This window comes from Caballeronia jiangsuensis (assembly GCF_046030135.1).
In the GTDB taxonomy this organism is placed as follows: Bacteria; Pseudomonadota; Gammaproteobacteria; order Burkholderiales; family Burkholderiaceae; genus Caballeronia; species Caballeronia jiangsuensis.
The window spans coordinates 18775-35309 of sequence record NZ_JAQQDB010000034.1 but is presented as its reverse complement, the minus strand read 5'-3'; the positions used below and the strand labels follow the sequence as shown (position 1 = coordinate 35309).

Here is a 16535-nt window from a genome sequence, read left to right as displayed (position 1 = left end):
AAGTATCGAATGCCCGTTCCGCGCGGTCGGGCGGCTGGAGACGAGAGATGGACCGCTTCAAGCAGATAGAAACTTTCGTGCGCGTGGCCGAAGCCGGCAGCCTGGCGGCGGCGGCGCTGGAGGAGGGCGTTTCGCCGGTGATTCTCGGCAGGCGAATCGACGCGCTCGAGAAGCGCCTCGGCGTGAAGCTGATGTACCGTTCGACGAGGCGGCTCGTCGTGAGTGAAGAGGGCGCGGCGTTTCTGGACCGCTGCAAGAATCTGCTGCTGGAATGGGATCAGGCGGAAAACGAGCTCGCGGCGGGACGGCGCGCGGTCGGCGGGCATCTGATCGTGTCGGCGCCGGCGGCGTTCGGGCGCATGCATGTCGCGCCGCACGCGCCCGCATTCGTCGCCGACAAACCCGAACTGCAGATGTCGTTCAATCTGACCGACCGCGTCGTCGATCTGGTGCGCGAGGGCTATGACCTGTCGATTCGCATCGGCGGCGCGGTCGATCCGAATTTTGTCGCCGTGAAGCTCGCGGGCAACCGGCGCGTGGTGTGCGGCACGCCCGCCTATTTCAGGAAGCACGGCCGGCCGAAAGCGCTCGAAGACCTGCCGAATCACAACTGCCTCGCGTTCAATCTCCAAGGCGGGCAGAATCGCGGCTGGTATTTCCGGCGTAACGGCAAGGTCGTGACGGTTCGCGTCACCGGGACGCTCGATTGCAACGATGGCGAATTGCTGCATCGCTGGGCGTCGGAGGGACTGGGGCTCGGCTGGCGCTCGACCTGGGAAATCCAGCGGCAACTGGAATCGGGCGAACTCGAAACCGTCCTCGACGAATTCGAATTGCCCGATTACGACATCCTCGCGGTCTATCCGCAACAGCGCTACGTACCGGCGCGTGTGCGCTATTTCATTGATTATCTTAAGGAAATCTATGCGCAACCCGGTTACTGGAGCCGTCGGCTGACGCTTCCGGGCGAGCCGCAGACGGCGCCCGCGCAGGCGTCGTAACTACTTGAAAACGCGTTCGAAATCGTATTTGCGCAGCCGCATGTAAAAAGCTATAATCTTTGGCTTCTCACTTGCCGCACCGGTCCGACGCCCGGGTGGCTTATATCCACAAGGAGTGAATATGCGTCATTACGAAATCGTCTTCATCGTGCATCCCGATCAGAGCGAGCAAGTGCCCGCCATGATCGAGCGCTACAAGGGCACGATCACGTCGCACGGTGGTCAGATCCACCGCATCGAGGACTGGGGCCGTCGCCAACTGGCCTACATGATCGAGAAACTCGCGAAGGCTCACTACGTCTGCATGAACATCGAATGCGACCAGGCCACGCTCGAAGAACTGGAACACGCGTTCAAGTTCAACGACGCCGTTCTGCGTCACCTCATCGTCAAGATGAAGAAGGCCGAAACCGGCCCGTCGCCGATGATGAAGGAAGTGCAGCGCGAAGAAGCCAAGAAGGCGGCTAGCCAGCCGTCGGAAGCGCAGGCTTAAGGACAGTTCAATACTGTCAAGCCACCAGGGAACAGAAGCCATCTCGTGAACCGGCTGCAACTGACAGCAAGCGTTGTGGAACGCGAACCGGTGCGGTACACGCCCGCCGGCATCCCGATCGCAAGCTGCACGTTGCAACACCGCGCGGAAGTCGTCGAAGCGGGCATCGCCCGTCAGATCGAACTGACACTGCAGGCGGTCGCGGCCGGAGAAGCGAGCGGCAGGCTGGAAAGCTGTCCGATGGGCGTCGAAGCACGCTTCACCGGATTTCTGGCCAAAAAGAGCCGTAACGCGCGAACCCTGGTGTTTCACATCACAGAATTGCAGGACATTGGAAAGGACTAATCATGCCCCGCCCGACTGGTAAGAAATTCGACAAGCGTCGTCAGCAACAAAACCCGCTCTTCAAGCGCAAGAAGTTCTGCCGTTTCACGGCAGCCGGTGTCGAGCAGATCGACTACAAGGACACGGAAACGCTGAAGGACTTCATCGGCGAAAACGGCAAGATCACGCCGGCTCGTCTGACTGGCACGAAGGCGCACTACCAGCGCCAGCTCGACACGGCAATCAAGCGCGCGCGTTTCCTCGCGCTCCTGCCGTACACCGACCTGCACAAGGCCTAATCAGACGACGCACTAAGGAAAGCCAAAAATGCAAATCATTCTTTTGGAAAAGGTCGTCAACCTGGGCAACCTCGGCGATATCGTCAAGGTCAAGGACGGCTACGCACGTAACTTCCTGATCCCCGGCAAGAAGGCACGCCGCGCAACGAAGGACGCCATCGCCGAATTCGAAGTTCGCCGCGCCGAGCTCGAAAAGGTCGCCGCTGAAAAGCTGGCGGACGCGCAAAAGCAAGGCGAAAAGCTGAACGGCTTCACGGTTCAGGTTTCGCAAAAGGCTGGCGTGGACGGCCGTCTGTTCGGTTCGGTCACGAACGCGGACATCGCTGAAGCACTGAAGTCGCAAGGCTTCGCCGAAGTGGAAAAGGCGCAAGTGCGTCTGCCGCAAGGCCCGCTGAAGATGGTCGGCGACCATTCGGTTCAAGTGGCGCTGCACACGGACGTGCTGGTCGACGTCACCGTGTCGGTGCTCGGCGAGCACGCGTAAGTTTGACGCGAGACTTCGGTCTCGCGTGCGGTACGAAAAAGCGGAGCCTTTCATGGCTCCGCTTTTTTTCGTCTGAACGTAGCCTAGCGCGCGACATTAATCGATAATTCCACCCCATGAACGCTCCGTCCAAAGACCCGCAACTCGACGCGCTGAAGGTCCCGCCGCATTCGATCGAAGCCGAGCAATCCGTGATTGGCGGCCTGCTGCTGGACAACGCCGCATGGGACCGCATCGCCGATGTCATGCACCAGAGCGATTTCTATCGCTACGACCATCGGATCATTTACGAGCACGTCGGCAAGCTGATCGCGGCGACGCGCCCGGCTGACGTCATCACCGTCTATGAAGCGCTCACGATGGCCGGCAAGGCCGAGGAAGTGGGCGGCCTCGCGTATCTGAACGCGCTGGCGCAAAACACGCCGAGCGCCGCGAATATCCGCCGCTACGCGGAGATCGTGCGCGACCGCGCCGTGCTGCGCCGGCTCGTGTCTGTCGCGGATGAAATTTCCGCCGATGCCTTCAATCCGCAAGGCAAGGAAGTTCGCCAGATTCTCGACGAAGCCGAAGCGCGCGTGTTCTCGATCGCCGAAGACGGGGCGCGCGGCACGCAGGGCTTTCTGGAAATCGGGCCGCTGCTCACGCAGGTCGTCGAGCGCATCGACACGCTGTATCACACGGCGAATCCGAGCGATGTGACCGGCACGCCGACAGGCTTCGTCGATCTCGACCGCATGACGTCGGGCATGCACGGCGGCGAACTGATCATCGTGGCCGGCCGTCCGTCGATGGGTAAAACCGCGTTCTCGATGAACGTCGGCGAATACGTGGCGGTGGAGTACGGCTTGCCCGTCGCGGTGTTCTCGATGGAAATGCCGGGCACGCAACTGACGATGCGTATGCTGGGTTCGGTCGGCCGGCTCGATCAGCATCGCATGCGCACGGGCCGTCTCACGGACGAGGATTGGCCGAAGCTCACGCACGCGGTGCAGAAAATGAGCGAGGCGCAGCTTTTCATCGATGAAACCGGCGGCCTCAACCCGATGGAACTGCGCTCGCGCGCGCGGCGTCTGTCGCGGCAATGCGGCAAGCTCGGCCTGATCATCGTCGACTATCTGCAATTGATGTCGGGCTCGGGCGGCGGCGAAAACCGCGCGACCGAAATCTCCGAAATCTCGCGTTCGCTCAAGAGTCTCGCGAAGGAACTCGACGTGCCAGTGATTGCGCTGTCGCAGTTGAATCGAGGTCTCGAACAACGTCCGAACAAACGCCCGATCATGTCGGACCTGCGCGAATCGGGCGCTATCGAACAGGACGCGGACGTGATCCTCTTCATCTATCGCGACGAAGTCTACAACCCCGACAGCCCGGACAAGGGCACCGCGGAAATCATCATCGGCAAGCAGCGTAACGGTCCTATCGGCCCTGTGCGCCTGACCTTCCACGGCCAGTACACGAAGTTCGACAACTTCGCCGGCGCGCAGAACTTCTACGGCGGCGAATAGGCCTCCGATCGCATTCGCTGTCAATCCCTGACGACATCGGCCACCGCGTGTCATGAACGCGCGGTGCGTCCGCCAATGTGCGCAGGTACAATATGACGGTTTGATGTACGTCTCAAATTGACCCATTTAGCGGGAATTTCATGTTCGGTCGTTTCATGCCCACCGAGGGCAAATTCTTCGAGATCTTCAACGCGCACGCGAAGTGCATGGTCGATGCAAGCCGCGAGCTCGAACTGCTGATCGATAACCTTGACGATGCCGAGGTCCACAAGCAGAACGTCCAGGCGAACGAAAAGCGCGCGGACAAGCTCACGCACGAGACCATCGATCTGCTGCACAAGACGTTCATCACGCCGCTCGACCGCGACGAAATCCACAAGCTCATCACGACGATGGACGACATCCTCGATCTGATGGAGGACGTCGCCACGGCCATTTCGTTGTACGACGTGCGCGCGGTGACGTCGGAGGCGAGCCAGCTCGCGCATATCTGCACCGGCACGGTCACGCGCGTGCAGCAGGCTGTCGAATTGCTGGCCGACATGAAGCGCGCGAGCGAAATCCTGAAGATCTGCGAGGAAATCGACCGGCTGGAGTCGGACGCCGACCGCGTGCTGCGCTCGGCGATGTCGAAGCTCTTCCGCGAGGAAGACGACGTGAAGACGCTCATCAAGCTGAAGGCGATTTACGAACTGCTCGAGACGATCACCGACAAGTGCGAAGACGTCGCGAACATCATCGAAGGCATCGTGCTGGAAAACGCCTGACCACGCCGTCCAAGCCCCCGGCGCGCGGCAGGCCCGCGCGCGGCGGGACACGAGAAAACCGGGACGACTAACCGGCAGCGCATTTCAAGACCGGTCAAAACAACACCAACCGATGCATTCGATTCAACTCGCCATCTGGGCAGTCTCCTTGCTCGTCATAGTCGCACTCGCGTTCGACTTCATGAACGGCTTTCACGACGCCGCCAATTCCATCGCGACGGTCGTTTCGACCGGCGTGCTCAAACCGCAGCAGGCCGTCGCGTTCGCCGCCGCGTTCAACGTCATCGCGTATTTCATCTTTCACCTGAAGGTCGCGGCGACCGTCGGCAAAGGCACGATCGATCCCGAAATCGTCGATCACTACGTCATCTTCGGTGCGCTCGTCGGCGCGATCGGCTGGAATATCGTCACGTGGCATTACGGCATTCCGTCGAGCTCGTCGCATGCGCTGATCGGCGGTCTCGTCGGCGCCGCGCTCGCGAAGTCGGGCTGGGGGTCGCTCAACTGGGACGGGCTGCTGAAGACGGTCGCATTCATTTTCATCTCGCCGCTGCTCGGCTTCGTGCTCGGCTCGTTCTTCATGCTGCTCGTGTCGTGGCTGTATTTCCGCACGCCGCCCTCGAAGGTCGACCGGCGTTTCCGGCGCATGCAGCTCGTGTCGGCGGGCCTGTATTCGCTCGGCCACGGCGGCAACGACGCGCAGAAGACCATCGGCATCATCTGGATGCTGCTGATCGCGACCGGCTACGCTTCGGCCGCCGCCGATGCGCCGCCGATCTGGGTGATCGGCCTGTGCTATCTGTCGATGGGTCTCGGAACGCTCTTCGGCGGCTGGCGCATCGTGCGCACGATGGGCCAGAAAATCACAAAGCTGAAGCCGGTCGGCGGATTCTGCGCGGAGACGGGCGGGGCGATCACGCTCTTCGTCGCGTCGTTCCTCGGCATTCCCGTTTCGACCACGCATACGATCACCGGCGCGATCGTCGGCGTCGGCGCGACGCAGAAGTTCAGCGCGGTGCGCTGGGGCGTCGCGGGTAATATCGTGTGGGCGTGGATTCTGACGATACCGGCATCCGCTGCGCTCGCCGCAGCGGGCTGGTGGGTCGGCCACCGCTTCCTGTAAGCGCGTTTTATCTTGCCTCGGGCCCCGAACCGCTTCGGGGCCCGAGCGCGTCAAATGATCGGCGACGACACACCGTCCATCGGAATGATCGCGCCCGACACGTAACTCGCGCGGCGGCTCGCCAGAAAGAGCGCCACGTCGGCGATTTCCTCAGGTTTTGCATAGCGTCCGAGCGGCACTTTCGCCTGGCTTTCGGCAAGCACCTGATCGCGCGTGACGCCTTGCCGTTTCGCTTCCAGATCGAGTGCTTCCTCGACGCGCTCGGTGAGCGTCGCGCCCGGATTGATCGCGTTGATGCGAATGCCGAGCTTCGCGTAATGATGGGCGAGGCCGACGGTATTGAGCATCAGCGCCGCATTGGCCGCGCCGCCCGCGATATGGATGTCCGTCGCGATCTTCCCGCCCATTCCGACAATATTGACGATCGCGCCGGGTTCCGTGCCCGGTTCGTTGCGCAGGCGCTCGGCCATGCGCTTCAGCACGACCTGCTGCGGATAGACGTAGGAGAAGTACTTGGCGTCCATGGCCGCTTTATAGGCCGCGGCATCGAGCGTGTCGGGATCGTAGCGACGGGCGGCGCCCGCGCTATTGACGAGGATATCGATCGGTCCGAGCGCGGCGCTCGCTTCCTCGACCACATCCTCGGCGCTGTGCGCTTCGTGCAGGTCCGCGCGCGCGAGATGCACGTGATAGCCGGCGCTCGCCAGTTGTTCGCGGGCGCGGGCGAGATTCGCGGCATCGCGTGAGACGATCGCGACTTTCGCTCCTTCGCTCGCGAACGCCTTGGCGCATGCAAATCCGATTCCCTTGCTGCCGCCCGTGATCAGGACGACCTTGCCCGCGAGTCCCAGGTCCATGGTATTGCGCTCCGTCGAAGAATGATCGAAACACGATAGCAGAGACGCGTGGCGCGCGTCAGTTCGTGCCGGTCGCGAAGCTTGCGATGGGATCGTCGGTTTGCGCGGGGCGGGGCGCGGCGAGCGAACCGGTAGAGGCGCGCATCACGCGTACGGGCGCTTCGGCGGGATCGGTTGAGTCGGTGGCCTGAGCGGCGCGCGCCTGTTGACGTGCGGCGCGCGAGGTCGGAGGCGGCGGCTCGAAGGCGTCGGCGGCTGCCTGGATCGGATCGGACGACGCGTTGACGGCGGCGGCCGTCTGCGGCGCGATCGCGCCCGCGGCTTGCGATTGTCGCTGCGCGGCGGTGAGCGTGGAGGGCGGCGGTTCGAACGCGTCTGTGTTTGCCGGAGCGGCTGGCACTTGCCGCGCATAGGCAGGCGTCGGCGCGGGCGTTTGCACGGGCGCGGGCGATGCCAGATAAGTCGGTGCATCGAACGGCGCGGGCGCGGCCTTGGGCGGCGCGACGCGTCGGATACCGTCGAAGCGTTTCGCCCAATACGGGTTCGTCAGATAGTCGAGCCGCACGGTGCCGCCCGTCGACGGCGCGTTCACGAAACGCAGTTTGCCGACGTAAATGCCCACGTGCGAATGCGGCCGTCCGGTCGTGTTGAAGAAGATTAGGTCGCCCGGCGCGATGCCGTCCGGCTCGATCGATTCGCCTCGCGAACTCATGTCGGCGGTCGTGCGCGGCAGATTGACCGACGCCGCGCGGTCGACGACATAACGCACGAGCCCGCTGCAATCGAAGCCCGCGTCCGGCGTATTGCCGCCCCAGCGGTAGGGCACGCCGACGAGCGACATCGCCTGAATGGAGATTTCCTCGCGCCCGACGCTGTGATCGACGAAATTGGGAAAGCCGGGCGGCGGCTGATAGGTGCGGCTGGCGGTCGTGCTGGCGGCGGGCTTGCGTGCCGTCTGCTGCGGCGCGGATCCACACGCGGCGAGCAGTACGGTGACGGAAAGCAGCAACCAGATTCGACACATTGCATTAGGCGAGCAATCTCGCCGGGAGGGCACTGTGCCGATACTAGCCCGCCGAACGGGCGTGCGACAAGATGTCTTCAGGATTTACATGAAGTTTGTGCCGTAAGTGTTGCAGCCGGGGAACGTTCAGACAAAAAGAAGCGGCCCGGCGACTTGCTTCGCCGGGCCGCATGGAAACGCCAATGCGCTGTGCTTACAGGATGTCGGACGCGTAGTCCGCGAGGCGCGAACGTTCGCCGCGCGCGAGCGTCACGTGTCCGCTATGCGTCCAACCCTTGAAGCGATCGACTACGTACGTAAGACCCGAACTGCCCTCGGTCAGGTACGGCGTGTCGATCTGCGCGATGTTGCCGAGGCAGATGATCTTCGTGCCCGGACCTGCGCGCGTGACGAGCGTTTTCATCTGCTTCGGCGTCAGGTTCTGCGCCTCGTCGATGATCACGTACTTGTCGACGAACGTGCGCCCGCGCATGAAGTTCATGCTCTTCACCTTCAGCCGCGAACGGATGAGTTCCTGCGTCGCGGCGCGGCCCCATTCGCCGGCGGCATCGTCGGTCTTTTGCAGGACTTCGAGGTTGTCGTCGAACGCGCCCATCCACGGCTGCATCTTCTCTTCCTCGGTGCCCGGCAGAAAGCCAATATCTTCGCCGACCGGCACCGTCGCACGCGTCACGATGATCTCGTTGTAGCGCTTGTCGTCGAGCACCTGCGCGAGGCCCGCGGCGAGCGCCATCAGCGTCTTGCCGGTGCCCGCCTGGCCGAGCAGCGTGACGAAATCGACTTCCGGGTTCATCAGCAGATTGAGCGCGAAATTCTGCTCGCGGTTGCGCGCGGTGATGCCCCACACGTTGTTCTTGTGATGGCCGTAGTCGCGCAGCGTCTGCAGGAGCGCGGTCTTGCCGTTCAGTTCGCGCACGACCGCGTGGAACGACGGCTCGCCGTTCTGCGGCTCCAGATAGACGAACTCGTTGACAAGCATTGACGGGCACAGCGGCCCGGTCACGCGGTAATACGTCGTGCCGGTCTTGGTGTCCTGCCAGCTCTCCATGCCTTTCGCGTGCTTGGTCCAGAAGTCCTGCGGCAGTGCGCGCACGCCCGAGTAGAGCAGGTCCTTGTCCTCGAGAACCTGGTCGTTGAAATAATCCTCGGCGGGCAGCCCGAGCGCGTGCGCCTTGATGCGCATGTTGATGTCTTTCGACACCAGCACGACCTGCCGATCCGGCCGCTCCTTCTGCAGCGCGCGTACGACGCCGAGAATCTGGTTGTCCGCCTTGCCGACCGGCAGGCCTTCCACCGGCTCGATGTCGGTGAGCGTGGTCTGGAAGTAAAGGCGGCCGAGCGCGTCGCGGTTGCCTTGCGCGGCGAGCGGCAAACCTTCCGCCATCTTGCCGGCGTCGCCCGCGTGCGCGACGAGCGCATCGAGCGTGCGGCTCACCTGACGGGCATTGCGCGCCACTTCCGACATGCCCTTCTTGTGATTGTCGAGTTCTTCCAACGTCATCATCGGCAGATAGACGTCGTGTTCCTCGAAGCGGAAGAGCGAGCTCGGATCGTGCATCAGCACGTTGGTGTCGAGCACGAACAGCTTGCGCAGTTCGGCTTCCGCCGCCGTGCCCTTGCGACGCTTGTTTTGCGTGCGCGTGTCTCTCGCCGAGGTCCGAGCCGAAGTCTCCGTCGCCACAGGCGTCTCGGCGCGCTCGGTGCGAGCTTCGACGGGTTCCGGCGTGGCGCGCGCGGCCGGCGCCGGCTGCAGGAGCGCCGCGGTCTGTTTCGATTTTCGGCCGCGCGTCGGCACGGTGCCCGGCGCGGGCGGCGGCACGACCGCTTCCACGTGCGGTTCGGCCGGAATCTGGGTCAGCACTTCGCTCGCGATCGAGCGCAGCGTGTGCGCGGCGTTCGTGGCGGGACGCTCGGCGGCGACGGTCTCGACCGCGCCGTAGGCGTCGTCATCGCTCGCCGCGGCTTGTTTCTTCGACTGTTTCGAAGGCCGGGCTTTGGCCTTGTATTCTTCAGCCGGAAGGAGGTGGCCGAGCTTGGCCGGGGCGGTAGGCAAAGGCATAGTGTTCCCTCGAAAGGAATCGGGTCGTGTATCGTGCGCCGCCTGTCGCATCCTGCTCGTCCGCCCTCGAAGCGATACGAATCCCGCAGTTTGCGCCCGGTGGCGCGCTTAGTTGTCGAAATCGCCGGTTCGCCTAAGTTTCGATCTGCTCCTTGGAGGTCGCGTGCAACGCGCCGCTTGCGAGCCGGTCAACCGTGGCTTTTGTGCGACGCCAAATAAAAAAGCCGCCGTTCCGACTACCGGAACCAGCGGCTGACTTCTGTCTCAGAGCGCCTTTCCCTTGCCGGCTCCACGTAGCCCGGGTCCATGCCGACCGTACCGACAGGCACACGGCGGCTCGCGCTAAGACAAAGGGAATGGGGAGGACAGGCGCTCATTGCGAACCAATATATCGTGCCTCAAATCGCTTGTACAGCCTCGACAATAGCCTCTACGTGGCCTGGCACCTTGACGCCACGGAACTCGCGGCGAAGCACGCCTTTTGCGTCGATGAGGAAGGTCGAACGCTCGACGCCGCGCACTTCCTTGCCATACATTTTCTTCATTTTGATGACATCGAAGGCCAAGCAGATGGCTTCGTCGCCGTCCGACACCAGCGTGTAGGGCAGTTCCAGCTTGGCCTTGAAATTGTCGTGCGATTTCACGCTGTCACGCGAGATGCCGATCACTTCCGCGCCCGCCGCCCTGAACTGGTCGTAGTGGTCGCGAAACTGCAGGCTTTCGGTCGTGCAGCCCGGCGTGTTGTCCTTCGGATAAAAGAAGAGCACGACCTTTTTGCCGCGCAGGGAGGACAGGGTGAACTCGCCACCCGTCGCGGGCGCGGTGAAGTCGGGAACGGGCTGGTCGACTGCGACTGACACGTAGGTTTCTCCGGTTGTTCTGATTTGTAGGTGAGAAAGAAGACGAAACTCGCGGCGAGTCCCGAAAAGCGGCCACGCGCCGCTTCAGCCCGCCTGAACGATCAGCTCGCCCGCGCGGCCCGGAATCTCGCCCCACGTCACAGGGTACGTGGGCAGCGACGCGCGGTCCAGCGCCGCATGGTAATCGCCCATCGTGGCGAAGGTGTGTCCCTGCGCGCGCCAGCCGGCGAGCAGTTGCTCGAACACCGGCGCGAGCTTCTGGCCTTCGAGTTCGGCGTGCAGGGTGAACACCTGATCGTGCGGATTGTCGGCCGTATGGCGCAGCACATGGGCCGCGACGTTGCTTTCGTCGACGCCGTCGACACCCAGCACTTCGTCGAGCGTCGGGAGCGTCGTGGGCATCTGGATGTGGTTCAGCGTGCGGCCATCCAGCACGGGAATGTACGGCGTGTGACCGCGCCCGTCGGACGCATAGCGCATGCCCCATGCATCGATCTGCTCGAACGCGTAGCCGTTCATCTGCCAGCCGGCCGCGCCGTGCGTGACGGGCGGTCCGCCGAAGATCTCGATGAAACGCGCATGGCTCTGCCGCATCTGCGCGACGGTCCATTCGCGGTCGCGCCCACGCACGTTGTCCTGCCAGTAGACGTGGTCCCACGTATGGATGCCGCATTCGAAGCCGGCTTCGTGAATCGCGCGCATCTCCGACACGGCTTCGCGGCCGATGTCCGGCCCCGGCAAGAGTACGCCGTACATGAGCGTCTTCACGCCATAGTGCTCGACCACTGACGTGCGCGACACCTTCTTCAGGAAGCCGGGCCGGAAGACGCGCCGCAGCGCCCAGCCGGTGTGATCGGGGCCGAGGCTGAAGAGGAACGTCGCGCGGGCGCTGTACTTGTCGAGCAGACGCCCGAGGTTGGGCACGCCTTCGCGCGTGCCGCGCAGCGTATCGACGTCGATCTTGAGAACGATGCGGGCCACGCGCGGTTCCCTCGCTTACGACTGTTCGACGAGCTTGCGGGCTTCGCCCACGTGGCCGCGATACGCTTCGAAGATCTTGCGCAGCGCGTCGTCCATGGAAGCTTGCGGCGCCCAGCCGAGTTCCTGCATCGTGTTGTCGATCTTCGGCACGCGATTCTGCACGTCCTGGTAACCGTTGCCGTAGTACGCGCCCGACGAGGTCTCGACGAGCTGCACCTTCTTCGCGGTGTCCGTGTACTCGGGGAACTCGTTCGCGAGCGCGAGCATCTTGTTCGCCAGCTCGCGCACCGAGAAGTTGTTCGTCGGATTGCCGATGTTATAGATCTTGCCCGACGCCACGCCGTCCTTGTTCTCGATGATCTTCATCAGCGCGCCGATGCCGTCGTCGATGTCGGTGAACGCGCGCTTCTGCGCGCCGCCGTCGACGAGGCTGATGTTCTCGCCGCGCACGATATGGCCGAGGAACTGCGTCACGACGCGCGACGAACCTTCCTTCGGCGTGTAGATCGAGTCGAGGCCCGGGCCGATCCAGTTGAACGGACGGAAGAGGGTGAAGTTCAACCCTTCCATGCCGTAGCCCCAGATCACGCGGTCCATCAACTGCTTCGAGCACGCGTAGATCCAGCGCGGCTTGTTGATGGGACCGTAGGAGAGCATCGAGTTCTCCGGGTCGAACTGCTCGTCGGCGCACATGCCGTAGACCTCGGAGGTCGACGGAAACACGAGATGCTTGCCGTACTTCACGGCCGAACGCACGATCGGCAGATTCGCTTCGAAGTCGAGTTCGAACACGCGCAGCGGCTGCTTCACGTAAGTCGCGGGCGTCGCGATGGCGACGAGCGGCAGGATCACGTCGCACTTCTTCACGTGATACTCGACCCACTCCTTGTTGATCGTGATGTCGCCTTCGAAGAAATGCATCCGCTCGTGATTCGCGAGGTCGCCCAGGCGATCGGTTTGCATGTCCATCCCGAAGACTTCCCAGTCGGTGTTTTCGAGGATGCGCTTGGACAGGTGATGGCCGATGAAGCCATTGACACCCAGGATCAGAACTTTTTTCATGAATGACGAGAGGATTGAATGATGCGGCCGAATTCGGCGGGATCGACGGGGCGCTCTTCGTCCACGGGTTGCGAATCGGCGTCGAGCGTCCGATGGCGCAACTCGTGGATGGCGATGACGCGGCCATCGCCGCAGACGCCGAACAGCGCATTATCCGCCACGCTTAGGCCCGGGGGCAAACCTCGCAACTCACCGAGCCTTTCGGAGGACAGGCCGGGCGCGCCGGTTTCGGGCACGAGCCGCGCCCGCGCGACGATGAAACGGTCCGCGCCGATATCCGTGAACGCGCCCGGATACGGCGGCGCGACCGCGCGGATCAGGTTGTAGACACGCTGCGCGGGCTGCGACCAGTCGATGCGGCCATCTTCCGGCTTGCGGCCGCCGAAATAGCTGCCCGATGCGAGATCGTTCGGCAGATGCGGCGCTTCGCCCGCGAGCAACGCGGGCAGCACGCGCCAGAGCGTCTGCTCGGCAGCGACGACGGTCTTGTCGAACACGAGCGCGGCGGTGTCGTCGGGGAGAATCGGCACCGGCGTCTGCGCGAGGATCGCGCCCGCATCGGGCTTCTCCGCCATTTCGTGCAGCGTCGCGCCGGTCTCGGTCTCGCCGTTGATCACCGCCCAGTTCGTCGGCACGCGGCCGCGATACTTCGGCAGGAGCGAGCCGTGCATGTTGTACGCGCCGCGCCGCGCGAGCGAGAGCAGCGAGACGGGCAGCATGTGGCGGTAGTAGAACGAGAAGATGAAATCCGGCGCGATCTTTTCCAGCGTGTCGTACAGCTCGGGCGATTTGGGATCGGCGGGCGTGATCGTGTCGATGCCGTGCTCCGCCGCAACCTGCGCGACGCTGCCGAACCAGATGTTCTCGCTCGCGCTGTCCTCGTGCGTGACGACGAGCGCGACATCGACGCCGCGCGCGAGCAGCACCTGCAGACAGCGCACGCCGACGTTGTGATAGGCGAAGACGACTGCGCGCGGCTTCATCGGCCGTCTTCCTCGCGCGTGACGACGGCCACGTGCTGCACGGATTCCTGCAGCGGCTTGATCGCGGTGGGCAGGCCGTCGCGCTGTTCGAGGATCGTCTGGACGAGATAGCGGGGCCGCGCGCGCACTTGCTGATAGATACGTCCGATATATTCACCGAGCAGCCCGAGCGCGAAGATGATCACGCCGAGCATGAAGAACGTGATGGCGAAGAGGGTGAACACACCTTGAACTTCCGCGCCGAACATGAAGCGGCGAATCAACAGCAGCAGGAAGAGACCCGCCGAGCCGACCGACAGGATCACGCCGATGAACGACAGCCACTGCAGCGGCACCACCGAGAAGCCGGTGACGAGATCGAAGTTCAGGCGAATGAGACTGTAGAGCGAATACTTCGACTCGCCCGCGAAGCGCTCTTCATGCGCGACATCGACTTCGATGGGGTTCTGCGCGAACGTGTACGCGAGCGCCGGAATGAACGTGTTGATCTCGCCGCAGCGGTTGATCGTATCGATGATATGGCGGCTGTACGCGCGCAGCATGCAGCCCTGGTCGGTCATGCGAATCTTCGTGATGCGTTCGCGCAGGCGGTTCATCGCGCGCGACGCTTTCTTGCGCCACAGGCTGTCCTGCCGCTGCTGACGAATGGTGCCGACGTAGTCGTAGCCCTCGCGCATTTTGTTGACGAGCTTGGCGATTTCCTCTGGCGGATTCTGCAGGTCGGCATCGAGCGTGACGACGATTTCGCCGCGCGACTGTTCGAAGCCCGCGAGAATCGCCATGTGCTGGCCGTAATTGCCGTTGAGCAGAATCACGCGCGTGGTGTCCGGCCGCACGTGAAACTGCTGCGCGAGCAGCGCGGCCGATTTGTCGCGGCTGCCGTCGTTGATGAAGATCACCTCGTACGACGTGCCGAGCGCGTCGAGCGCGGGATACAGGCGCTGGAAGAGGGCCGCGAGGCCGTCTTCCTCGTTGTACACCGGGATGATCACCGAAAGCTCGGGAGACGTCGCCGGAAAATCCAAATGACTCATATTGGGCTGAGTGTCCTTGCTGGTTACCCGTTGTGCGCGAACTGTTCGCAGATTTCGTCGACTGATTTCACGACGTGTTCGACATCGTCCGTGCTCATCAGCGTGAAGAGTGGCAACGTGACCGTCGACGCGCCGTAGCGCTCCGCATGCGGAAACATGCCTTCTTTAAAGCCACGCGCGCGATACAGCGTGAAGAGATGCAGCGCCGGGTAGTGCAGACCCGTGCCGATGCCGCGCTCCTTCATCTCGGCCATGAACTCCGCGCGCGAGAGCCTGAGCTTTTCGAGCGGCAGCGCGATCTGGAACATGTGCCAGTTGCTGTCGGTGAAATTCTTCGTCGGCAGGCCGACGCCGAGCTTGACCGCCGCGCCGCCTTCGAACGCGTCGAAGTACGCGCGCGCGAGTTCGCGGCGCTTTTCGGTGAAGCGCTCGATCTGCCGCAACTGGCCGAGCCCGACGCGCGCCGCCACATCCGTCAGGTTGTACTTGCCGCCGAGCACGTCGCAGTCCATGCCGTCGAAGCCCGTGCGCGTGACGCCTTGCAGGCGATACTTGCGCGCCAGTTCCGCTTCGTCCTCGTTGTTGAGCACGAGCGCGCCGCCTTCGATCGACGTCACGTTCTTGTTCGCGTGGAAGCTGAACGACACGATGTCGCCGATCGCGCCGATGCGCTTGCCCTTCCAGCTCGAACCGAACGCCTGCGCGGCGTCCTCGATGACGCGCAGCTTGTGGGCGCGCGCGATCTCGTAGAGCCTGTCCATGTCGACGGGCAGGCCCGCCAGATAGACCGGCATGATCGCCTTCGTGCGCGGCGTGATCGCGCGCTCCAGCAGGTTCAGGTCGATGTTGCGCGTGAGCGGATCGATATCGACGAACACCGGCGTCGCGCCCACTTCGAGGATCACGTTCGCGGTCGACACCCAGGTCATCGGCGTGGTGATGACTTCGTCGCCCGGACCCACGCCGGCGATGCGCAAGCCGATTTCCATCGTGCACGTGCCCGAATTGAACGCCCGCACCGGACGGCCACCGACGTACGCCGACAGTTCGGCTTCGAACTGCTGGTTCTGCGGTCCCGTCGTGATCCAGCCAGAGCGCAGCACGTCGACCACGCCCTGAATGGTTTCCTCGTCGATCTCGGGCTTCACGAAAGGCAGAAACGGCCGCGTTGTTTGAGTCATTGGACTATGCGTTTAAAAATGAATTGATCTACGACGCTTCGATTCGACGAACTAGCCGCGCGCGAGCACCACCACCCCGATCAGAATGATGCCGATGCCGATGAGCCGCTGCATCGACAGCACTTCGCCGAACAGATACCACGCGGCGAACGCGTTGACGACATAGCCGAGCGAGAGCATCGGATAGGCGATCGATACATCCACGCGCGACAGCCCGACGATCCACACGACGACGCTCAGCACATAACACGCGAGCCCGCCGATGATCGGCCACTGCGTCGCAATCTTTAAGCCGACGGGCAGAATGTTGGCGGGCGTGAAGTCGAAATGGCCCACCGCATTCACGCCGGCTTTGAGCAGCAGCTGGGCGCACGCGTTCAACGATACGCCGATGACGATGCAAATAAAGGAAATCGGGTTCATCGCGCGTTTTTCAAATGCGGAACAAGGATACTCGGTTCAGCGGCAAATGCCGAACGATCGTGCGGCGCAACATCG

General features: G+C 63.1%; 18 protein-coding genes. 8 read left to right on the top strand and 10 right to left on the bottom strand.

The annotated features are described in order from the left end of the window. Positions 1–47 precede the first annotated feature (47 nt). The 8 genes from PQR08_RS28630 (at position 48) to PQR08_RS28595 (ending at position 5996) form a co-directional block, all read left to right on the top strand. Positions 48–1001, top strand: a complete 954-nt coding sequence (locus PQR08_RS28630; RefSeq protein ID WP_187604824.1) for a LysR family transcriptional regulator — start codon at positions 48–50, stop codon at positions 999–1001. 121 nt (positions 1002–1122) lie between these two features. Further along, on the top strand, positions 1123–1494 hold the full coding sequence (rpsF, locus tag PQR08_RS28625) for a 30S ribosomal protein S6 (protein WP_014191231.1): 372 nt from the start codon (positions 1123–1125) through the stop codon (positions 1492–1494). A 45-nt stretch (positions 1495–1539) separates the two neighbouring features. Then, positions 1540–1839, top strand: coding sequence for a primosomal replication protein N (gene priB / locus PQR08_RS28620; RefSeq protein WP_035498764.1), 300 nt, complete (start codon positions 1540–1542; stop codon positions 1837–1839). A gap of 2 nt (positions 1840–1841) precedes the next feature. Beyond that, a complete protein-coding gene (gene rpsR / locus PQR08_RS28615) occupies positions 1842–2117 on the top strand; it encodes a 30S ribosomal protein S18 (RefSeq protein WP_014191233.1) in 276 nt (91 codons plus the stop codon). A gap of 28 nt (positions 2118–2145) precedes the next feature. After that, positions 2146–2601 carry a 50S ribosomal protein L9 gene (rplI, locus tag PQR08_RS28610; protein WP_187604823.1) on the top strand — a complete coding sequence of 152 codons (456 nt, stop codon included), beginning with the start codon at positions 2146–2148 and terminating at the stop codon, positions 2599–2601. 116 nt (positions 2602–2717) lie between these two features. Next, positions 2718–4106 (top strand): replicative DNA helicase, encoded by a 1389-nt coding sequence (locus PQR08_RS28605; protein WP_035498758.1) that lies wholly within the window; start codon positions 2718–2720, stop codon positions 4104–4106. A 140-nt stretch (positions 4107–4246) separates the two neighbouring features. Further along, complete coding sequence (locus PQR08_RS28600; protein ID WP_035498756.1) at positions 4247–4873, top strand: DUF47 domain-containing protein; 627 nt, start codon at positions 4247–4249, stop codon at positions 4871–4873. 112 nt (positions 4874–4985) lie between these two features. Further along, complete coding sequence (locus PQR08_RS28595; protein WP_035498755.1) at positions 4986–5996, top strand: inorganic phosphate transporter; 1011 nt, start codon at positions 4986–4988, stop codon at positions 5994–5996. Between the two features lie 50 nt (positions 5997–6046). On the opposite strand, the gene PQR08_RS28590 is transcribed toward PQR08_RS28595, so the two are convergent. The 10 genes from PQR08_RS28590 to PQR08_RS28545 form a co-directional block, all read right to left on the bottom strand. Further along, the gene (locus PQR08_RS28590) at positions 6047–6853 is read right to left on the bottom strand and encodes an SDR family oxidoreductase (RefSeq protein WP_035498754.1); all 807 of its coding nucleotides are present in this window, start codon (positions 6851–6853) and stop codon (positions 6047–6049) included. Positions 6854–6911: 58 nt separating this feature from the next. After that, the gene (locus PQR08_RS28585; protein WP_250483535.1) at positions 6912–7877 is read right to left on the bottom strand and encodes a C40 family peptidase; all 966 of its coding nucleotides are present in this window, start codon (positions 7875–7877) and stop codon (positions 6912–6914) included. A 193-nt stretch (positions 7878–8070) separates the two neighbouring features. Beyond that, complete coding sequence (locus PQR08_RS28580) at positions 8071–9936, bottom strand: PhoH family protein (protein ID WP_250483534.1); 1866 nt, start codon at positions 9934–9936, stop codon at positions 8071–8073. 398 nt (positions 9937–10334) lie between these two features. Further along, the gene (locus PQR08_RS28575; RefSeq protein WP_250483533.1) at positions 10335–10796 is read right to left on the bottom strand and encodes a peroxiredoxin; all 462 of its coding nucleotides are present in this window, start codon (positions 10794–10796) and stop codon (positions 10335–10337) included. An 84-nt stretch (positions 10797–10880) separates the two neighbouring features. Further along, complete coding sequence (locus tag PQR08_RS28570) at positions 10881–11777, bottom strand: polysaccharide deacetylase family protein (protein ID WP_250483532.1); 897 nt, start codon at positions 11775–11777, stop codon at positions 10881–10883. 15 nt (positions 11778–11792) lie between these two features. Continuing rightward, positions 11793–12839, bottom strand: a complete 1047-nt coding sequence (locus tag PQR08_RS28565; RefSeq protein WP_250483531.1) for a bifunctional UDP-4-keto-pentose/UDP-xylose synthase — start codon at positions 12837–12839, stop codon at positions 11793–11795. After that, complete coding sequence (locus tag PQR08_RS28560) at positions 12836–13822, bottom strand: formyltransferase (RefSeq protein WP_238215612.1); 987 nt, start codon at positions 13820–13822, stop codon at positions 12836–12838. The genes PQR08_RS28565 and PQR08_RS28560 overlap by 4 nt, the downstream gene beginning before the upstream one ends. Next, positions 13819–14856 (bottom strand): glycosyltransferase, encoded by a 1038-nt coding sequence (locus PQR08_RS28555; RefSeq protein WP_035498746.1) that lies wholly within the window; start codon positions 14854–14856, stop codon positions 13819–13821. Before PQR08_RS28555 ends, PQR08_RS28560 begins: the two co-directional genes overlap by 4 nt. Positions 14857–14879: 23 nt before the next feature. Beyond that, the gene (locus tag PQR08_RS28550) at positions 14880–16037 is read right to left on the bottom strand and encodes a DegT/DnrJ/EryC1/StrS family aminotransferase (RefSeq protein ID WP_250483530.1); all 1158 of its coding nucleotides are present in this window, start codon (positions 16035–16037) and stop codon (positions 14880–14882) included. A gap of 51 nt (positions 16038–16088) precedes the next feature. Further along, on the bottom strand, positions 16089–16460 hold the full coding sequence (locus PQR08_RS28545) for an SMR family transporter (RefSeq protein ID WP_187604814.1): 372 nt from the start codon (positions 16458–16460) through the stop codon (positions 16089–16091). Between the last annotated feature and the right edge of the window lie 75 nt (positions 16461–16535).

Bases quoted from the DNA above. Each gene is read 5' to 3' on its own strand.
- PQR08_RS28555 (WP_035498746.1), bottom strand. From the start codon at position 14,856: ATGAGTCATTTGGATTTTCCGGCGACGTCTCCCGAGCTTTCGGTGATC.
- rplI (WP_187604823.1), top strand. From the start codon at position 2,146: ATGCAAATCATTCTTTTGGAAAAGGTCGTCAACCTGGGCAACCTCGGC.
- PQR08_RS28600 (WP_035498756.1), top strand. From the start codon at position 4,247: ATGTTCGGTCGTTTCATGCCCACCGAGGGCAAATTCTTCGAGATCTTC.
- PQR08_RS28595 (WP_035498755.1), top strand. From the start codon at position 4,986: ATGCATTCGATTCAACTCGCCATCTGGGCAGTCTCCTTGCTCGTCATA.
- PQR08_RS28585 (WP_250483535.1), bottom strand. From the start codon at position 7,877: ATGTGTCGAATCTGGTTGCTGCTTTCCGTCACCGTACTGCTCGCCGCG.
- PQR08_RS28565 (WP_250483531.1), bottom strand. From the start codon at position 12,839: ATGAAAAAAGTTCTGATCCTGGGTGTCAATGGCTTCATCGGCCATCAC.
- PQR08_RS28560 (WP_238215612.1), bottom strand. From the start codon at position 13,822: ATGAAGCCGCGCGCAGTCGTCTTCGCCTATCACAACGTCGGCGTGCGC.
- PQR08_RS28590 (WP_035498754.1), bottom strand. From the start codon at position 6,853: ATGGACCTGGGACTCGCGGGCAAGGTCGTCCTGATCACGGGCGGCAGC.
- rpsR (WP_014191233.1), top strand. From the start codon at position 1,842: ATGCCCCGCCCGACTGGTAAGAAATTCGACAAGCGTCGTCAGCAACAA.
- PQR08_RS28580 (WP_250483534.1), bottom strand. From the start codon at position 9,936: ATGCCTTTGCCTACCGCCCCGGCCAAGCTCGGCCACCTCCTTCCGGCT.
- rpsF (WP_014191231.1), top strand. From the start codon at position 1,123: ATGCGTCATTACGAAATCGTCTTCATCGTGCATCCCGATCAGAGCGAG.
- PQR08_RS28605 (WP_035498758.1), top strand. From the start codon at position 2,718: ATGAACGCTCCGTCCAAAGACCCGCAACTCGACGCGCTGAAGGTCCCG.
- PQR08_RS28630 (WP_187604824.1), top strand. From the start codon at position 48: ATGGACCGCTTCAAGCAGATAGAAACTTTCGTGCGCGTGGCCGAAGCC.
- PQR08_RS28545 (WP_187604814.1), bottom strand. From the start codon at position 16,460: ATGAACCCGATTTCCTTTATTTGCATCGTCATCGGCGTATCGTTGAAC.
- PQR08_RS28550 (WP_250483530.1), bottom strand. From the start codon at position 16,037: ATGACTCAAACAACGCGGCCGTTTCTGCCTTTCGTGAAGCCCGAGATC.